The organism is Streptomyces otsuchiensis (assembly GCF_004305975.1).
Taxonomy (GTDB): Bacteria; Actinomycetota; Actinomycetes; order Streptomycetales; family Streptomycetaceae; genus Streptomyces; species Streptomyces otsuchiensis.
In genome coordinates, this window is the sequence record NZ_BHZI01000336.1 from 1 (window position 1) to 5747 (window position 5747).

The 5747-nt window shown below is 74.5% G+C and carries 4 protein-coding genes; 3 read left to right on the forward strand and 1 reads right to left on the reverse strand.

Annotated features, from left to right (window positions below):
• Nucleotides 1–80: 80 nt before the first annotated feature.
• On the forward strand, nucleotides 81–1949 hold the full coding sequence (locus E0D90_RS23020; protein ID WP_130799926.1) for a helix-turn-helix domain-containing protein: 1869 nt from the start codon (nucleotides 81–83) through the stop codon (nucleotides 1947–1949).
• 111 nt (nucleotides 1950–2060) lie between these two features.
• Entirely contained in the window at nucleotides 2061–2819 is a 759-nt protein-coding gene (locus E0D90_RS23025) for a phosphoglyceromutase (protein ID WP_103529700.1), read from the forward strand.
• 643 nt (nucleotides 2820–3462) lie between these two features.
• Here the strand turns inward: E0D90_RS23025 and phoU are convergent.
• Nucleotides 3463–4167: a phosphate signaling complex protein PhoU gene (gene phoU / locus E0D90_RS23030; RefSeq protein ID WP_103504074.1), complete on the reverse strand. Its 705-nt coding sequence runs from the start codon at nucleotides 4165–4167 to the stop codon at nucleotides 3463–3465.
• Between the two features lie 245 nt (nucleotides 4168–4412).
• On the opposite strand from phoU, the gene E0D90_RS23035 reads away from it, so the two are divergent.
• Nucleotides 4413–5747 (forward strand): sensor histidine kinase (locus E0D90_RS23035; RefSeq protein ID WP_130799925.1); only part of this gene is annotated, 1335 nt, incomplete at its 3' end.

Below are 5747 nucleotides of genomic sequence, written 5' to 3' on the forward strand. Positions count from 1 at the left end.
CCCCCGGCCCACCCGGGGAGCGCGCCACCACGCCACCCGCGAGCACCGGCGAAGCCGCCGAACGCACCGGGGACGGCGCCCTGCACTACCTCGGCCTGCTCGCCCGAGGCGCACCCGCCGCCGCCTACGACGAGCCGTCCAACTCCGGGCCCGACGCTGGCCCCGACGCCGGGTCGGGCGCCGGGCCCGACGAGACGCGGGCGCGCCGCCTCGCGCTGCGCGTCCGCGCCGAACTGGAGGGACGCCGACGGCGGGAGGCCGAACTCACCGCCCTCTTCGAGACCGCCCACGACCTCGCCGGCCTCCGCGACGTGGACGCCGTGCTCCGCGCCATCGCCCAGCGCGCCCGCTCCCTGCTGTCCACCGAGGTCGCCTACATGACGCTCACCGACACCGAGCGCGGCGACACCTATATGCGCGTCACCGAGGGATCGGTCTCCGCGCGGTTCCAGCAACTGCGCCTGGGCATGGGCGAAGGACTCGGCGGCCTCGTCGCCCAGACCGCCCGCCCCTACGTCACCGACGACTACATGCGCGACGAGCGGTTCCGCCACACCCGCACCATCGACGGCGGCGTCCACGAGGAGGGCCTGGTGGCCATCCTGGGGGTCCCGCTGCTGCTCGGCCGCGAGGTCATCGGCGTGCTCTACGCGGCCGACCGCCGCGCCCGGGTCTTCGAGCGGGAGGAGATCGCCCTGCTCGGGTCGTTCGCCGCCCACGCCGCCGTCGCCATCGACACCGCCCGGCTGCTCGCCGAAACCCGTGGTGCACTCGCTGAGTTGGAGGCCGCCACCACCGTCGCCCGCGACCACAGCCGGGTCATCGAACGCGCCGGGGAGATCCACGACCGGCTCACCGAACTGGTGCTGCGCGGCGGGGGAGTTGCCGACGTCATCGACGCCGTCTCCGAAGTCCTCGACGGCAGGGTGGAGTTCACCGAGACCGTGTCAGCCCGCGCCGCCGCCACCGCCGACGGGCGCGCCGTGCGCGAGGGCGCCGACTGGGTCGCGCCGGTCGCCGCCGGCGGCGAACTGCTCGGTGCGCTCCGGCTCCGCGGCGAGCCCGCGCGCGGCGCCCCCGACCTCGACCCGGTCGACCTGCGCACCCTGGAACGCGCCGCCATGGTCACCTCCCTGCTGCTGCTCGCCCGCCGCACCGCCGGCGAGGCCGAGCAGCGGGTACGCGGCGAACTCCTCGACGACCTCCTCGACGCGGCCGACCGCGACCCCCGGCTGCTGCGCGAACGCGCCACCCGCCTCGGCGCGGACCTCGACCTCCCGCACACCGTCCTCGCCGCCCGCATGGCCGGCGACGACGGCGCCGACCGGCAACGGCTGTGGTCCGCCGCCTCCCACCTCGCCATCACCCGCCGGGGACTGGCCACCACCCGCGACGGCTGCACGGTGCTGCTGCTCCCCGGCGTCCCCGGCACACCGGCCGGGGACGCCGCCGCCCTCGCCCGTCAGCTCTCCGCTCAGCTGTCCGCGGCGCTCAGCGCCGCCGTCACCGTCGGCGCCGCCGGACCGGCCACCGCCCCGGCGGCCCACCCCGCCGCCGTCGCCACCGCGTTCGCCGAGGCCCGGCGCTGCCTCGACACCCTGCGGCTGCTGGGCCGCGACGGGGACGGCGCCGCCGCCGACGACCTGGGCTTCCTCGGACTGCTGCTCTCCGGGGGCCGCGACATCGCCGGTTTCCGCGACCGCACCATCGGCCCCGTCCTGGACTACGACTCCCGGCGCGGCACCGAACTCCTCGCCACCCTCGACGCCTACTTCCGCTGCGGCATGAGCGCCGCCCGCGCCAAGGACGAGCTGCACATCCACGTCAACACCGTCAGCCAGCGACTCGACCGCGTCTCCCGGCTCCTCGGCGACGACTGGCAGACCCCCGACCGCGCCCTGGAGATCCAGCTCGCCCTCCGCCTCCACCACCTCGCCGACACCCCCTGACCCAGCCCCCGCGTCCGCGCCCGCACGGTGCGCCGTCGTGCGCGCGGCGGGGCGCCGCCCTGTCCGTGGACGGCCTCCGAGCGCCGGAACGCCGTCGCATACGCTCGGAGCATGGCCGACGCACCGTACAAACTGATTCTGCTCCGCCACGGCGAGAGCGACTGGAACGCGAAGAACCTGTTCACCGGCTGGGTGGACGTCAACCTGACCGAGAAGGGCGAGAAGGAGGCGGTCCGGGGCGGTGAGCTGCTCAAGGACGCCGGACTGCTCCCCGACGTGGTGCACACCTCGCTCCAGAAGCGGGCCATCCGCACCGCCAACCTGGCGCTGGACTCCGCCGACCGCCCGTGGATCCCGGTCCACCGCACCTGGCGGCTGAACGAGCGCCACTACGGCGCGCTCCAGGGCAAGGACAAGGCCGCCACCCTCGCCGAGTTCGGCGAGGAGCAGTTCATGAAGTGGCGCCGCTCCTACGACACCCCGCCGCCGGAGCTCGCCGACGGCAGCGAGTGGTCGCAGAGCGACGACCCGCGCTACGCGCACATCCCCCGTGAGGTCCGCCCGCGCACCGAGTGCCTGAAGGACGTCGTCGCGCGGATGCTGCCCTACTGGTACGACGGCATCGTCCCGGACCTCGGCGCCGGCCGCACGGTGCTGGTCGCCGCGCACGGCAACAGCCTGCGCGCGCTGGTCAAGCACCTCGACGGCGTCTCCGACGCCGACATCGTGGGCCTGAACATCCCCACCGGCATCCCGCTCTCCTACGAGCTGGACGGCGACTTCCGCCCGGTCACCCCCGGCGGCACCTACCTCGACCCCGAGGCCGCGGCCGACGCCATCAAGGCCGTCGCCAGCCAGGGCAAGAAGTAGGGAAGACGCGTCCGCCGACGGCCCCTCCGGCGGCCGGCCCCGGGCACGGCGAACCCCCGGCCCCCGCGCACACGCGCCGGGACCGGGGGTTCGTCGTACATCGGACGCCCCGGCGCGAACCGCTCAGGCGGAACGCGCCGACGGGGCGGGGCAGGCCGCGCCGACGCGGTCAGCCGCAGCCGCCGCCGCACTGGCAGGAGCCCCCGGACTTGCAACCGCAGCTGCAGCTCGAACCGCAGCTGCAACTGCCGAGCGGTGCGAAGATCCGGCTCACGGTGAGACCGCGAGCCGCTGGGGAGTGGGCCATGGATTCCTCCTCCAAGGTTTCCGCTTCCCCCTAACGGTTCCCCTCGCCCGGTGCCGTACCCACGCGGCGCCCACCCGTCGGGTGCACGCCCCGGCGCACGGGAAGGCGTGGTGCGCGGCCCGCCCGACGCCGCGAGCGCCGCCCACGGGACCGGGCGCCGCACCCGTGAGCCCCGTGCGCGGCAGCCACCGAGCGGACCGCGGCGGAGCGCAGCGGACGCAGCAGACGCAGCGGACGCACCGGACGCGGCGGACAGAAGGAGCGCGCCGCCGGAACGAGGCCGGGGCCCTGGCACCCGGCGCTGCCACGGCCCCGCGCGGGCGGCCCGGTACCCGCTCAGGACCCGGAGGAGTCCTTCTGCGCGGCGGCGGCCTGCGTCAGCGACTCCGGCTCGAACTCGTCCGCGTGCTCACCCGTCACCAGGTAGACGACCCGGCGCGCGACCGACACCGCGTGGTCCGCGAACCGCTCGTAGTACCGGCCCAGCAGCGTCACGTCCACGGCCGTCTCGACGCCGTGCTTCCAGCGGTCGTCCATCAGATGGCGGAACAGGGTGCGGTGCAGGGTGTCCATCTCGTCGTCGTCCTGCTCCAGCTGCATCGCCAGCTCGACGTCCTTGGTGATCAGCACCTCGGCCGCCTTGGCCATCAGCCGCTGCGCCAGCTGGCCCATCTCCAGGATGGTGGCCTGCAGGTCGCGCGGGACGGCCGACTCCGGGAAGCGCAGCCGCGCCACCTTCGCCACGTGCTCCGCGAGGTCGCCGGAGCGCTCCAGATCGGCGCTCATCCGCAGCGACGTCACGACGATCCGCAGGTCGGTGGCGACCGGCTGCTGGCGCGCCAGCAGCGCGATCGCGTTGTTCTCCAGGTCGCGGTGCATCTGGTCGACCTTGGAGTCGGCCTCGATCACGCTCTCCGCGAGTCTGAGGTCCGCGTCGAGCATCGATGTCGTCGCCCGCCCCATGGCGGAGCCGACGAACCGGGCCATCTCCACGAGGCTGTCGCTGATGGCGTCCAGTTCCTCGTGATAAGCGTCACGCATGTGTGTACCTTCCTTGCCGGGCCCACTCACTCTACGAGCCGCCGAGCCACCGGTGTCCAGGCCGCGGTATCCGGCATCCAATCCGCTACCCGGCCGTTGCCGTTCCACGCTCCGCCCACAAGGAGGCCGTTCCCGAGTGGCCGGGTGAACCACCGCTGTCGTCAAGGTGAACATCTCCCGGCGTGCGGACGAGCATCATCGCCGAGACCTGTGGCGGGCCGCACGGACCTGCATAACCTGTGGACATGGACGTGAACGCGGCGGTCGCCGCAGTGGCCGCGATCGTCGGGCTGTGCACCGGCGTCGTCGCCATGCTGGCATTCCGCATCAGCGAGCGCGAACGGACGCGTCCGCTGCGCAACGGCTCCACGCCCGAGCAGACCCTGCCCGCCGGGGTCGACACCGTGCTGTCGGTGCTGCGCTCCTCGGCGGTCGTGCTGGACGAGGCCGACGGCGTCGTCAAGGCCAGCTCCGCCGCGTACGCCCTCGGGCTGGTGCGCGGTGGCAGGCTCGCCGTCGAACCCATGCTCCAGATGGCCCGCGCCACCCGGCGCGACGGGGAGATCCGCCAGCGCGAGCTGGAGCTGCCGCCGCGCGGCCGGGTCCGGGGCGACGTACTGGCGGTCTCCGCCCGCTCGGCGCCGCTCGGCTCCCGGCTGGTGCTGCTGCTCGTCGAGGACCGCACCGAGGCCCGGCGCATCGAGGCGGTCCGCCGGGACTTCGTCGCCAACGTCAGCCACGAGCTGAAGACCCCGGCCGGTGCGCTCTCCCTGCTCTCCGAGGCGGTCGTCGACGCCTGCGACGACCCGGAGGCGGTACGCCGCTTCGGCGGCCGGATGCAGACCGAGGCCACACGGCTCACCAGCCTGGTCCAGGAGTTGATAGACCTCTCCCGGGTCCAGGACAACGACCCCCTCACCAACGCCGAACTGGTCAGCGTCGACGAACTGGTCACGGAGGCGGTCGACCGCTGCCGCCAGACCGCCACCAGCAAGGACATCAGCATCGCCAGCGGCGGCGCGCCCGGCCTGCGGGTCTGGGGCAACCGCGGGCAGCTCGCTGCGGCGCTGGGCAACCTGGTGGAGAACGCCGTCAACTACAGCCCGGCCGGGACCCGCGTCGCCATCGGCGTCGCCCATGTGCCGACCGGCGCCTCCGGGAACGGCCGTCAGATCGAGGTCGCCGTCACCGACCAGGGCATCGGCATCCCCGAGAGCGACCGCGACCGGATCTTCGAACGGTTCTACCGCGTCGACCCCGCCCGCTCCCGCGCCACCGGCGGCACCGGCCTGGGCCTGGCGATCGTCAAGCACGTCGCCGCCTCCCACGGCGGCTCGATCCAGGTGTGGAGCGCGGAGGGAGAGGGCTCGACCTTCACCCTCACCCTCCCCGAGCCCGGCAGCGCCCGCGCCCGCCACCAGGCGGCGCGCAAGGACCGCGACGAGGTCAGCGGCGCGCTGCACAGCCCGGCCGAGGTGCCCGAGGGCCCGCCCGGAGACACCCCGCCGGGAACCGAGGGCATGCCGGACCGTACCGACGTCCCCGGCCCGGGAGCACCCCCCGGCCCGCCGGGCACGACG

Coding starts and splice junctions, on each gene's coding strand:
- phoU (WP_103504074.1), bottom strand. CDS start 4,167: ATGCGTGACGCTTATCACGAGGAACTGGACGCCATCAGCGACAGCCTC.
- E0D90_RS23025 (WP_103529700.1), top strand. CDS start 2,061: ATGGCCGACGCACCGTACAAACTGATTCTGCTCCGCCACGGCGAGAGC.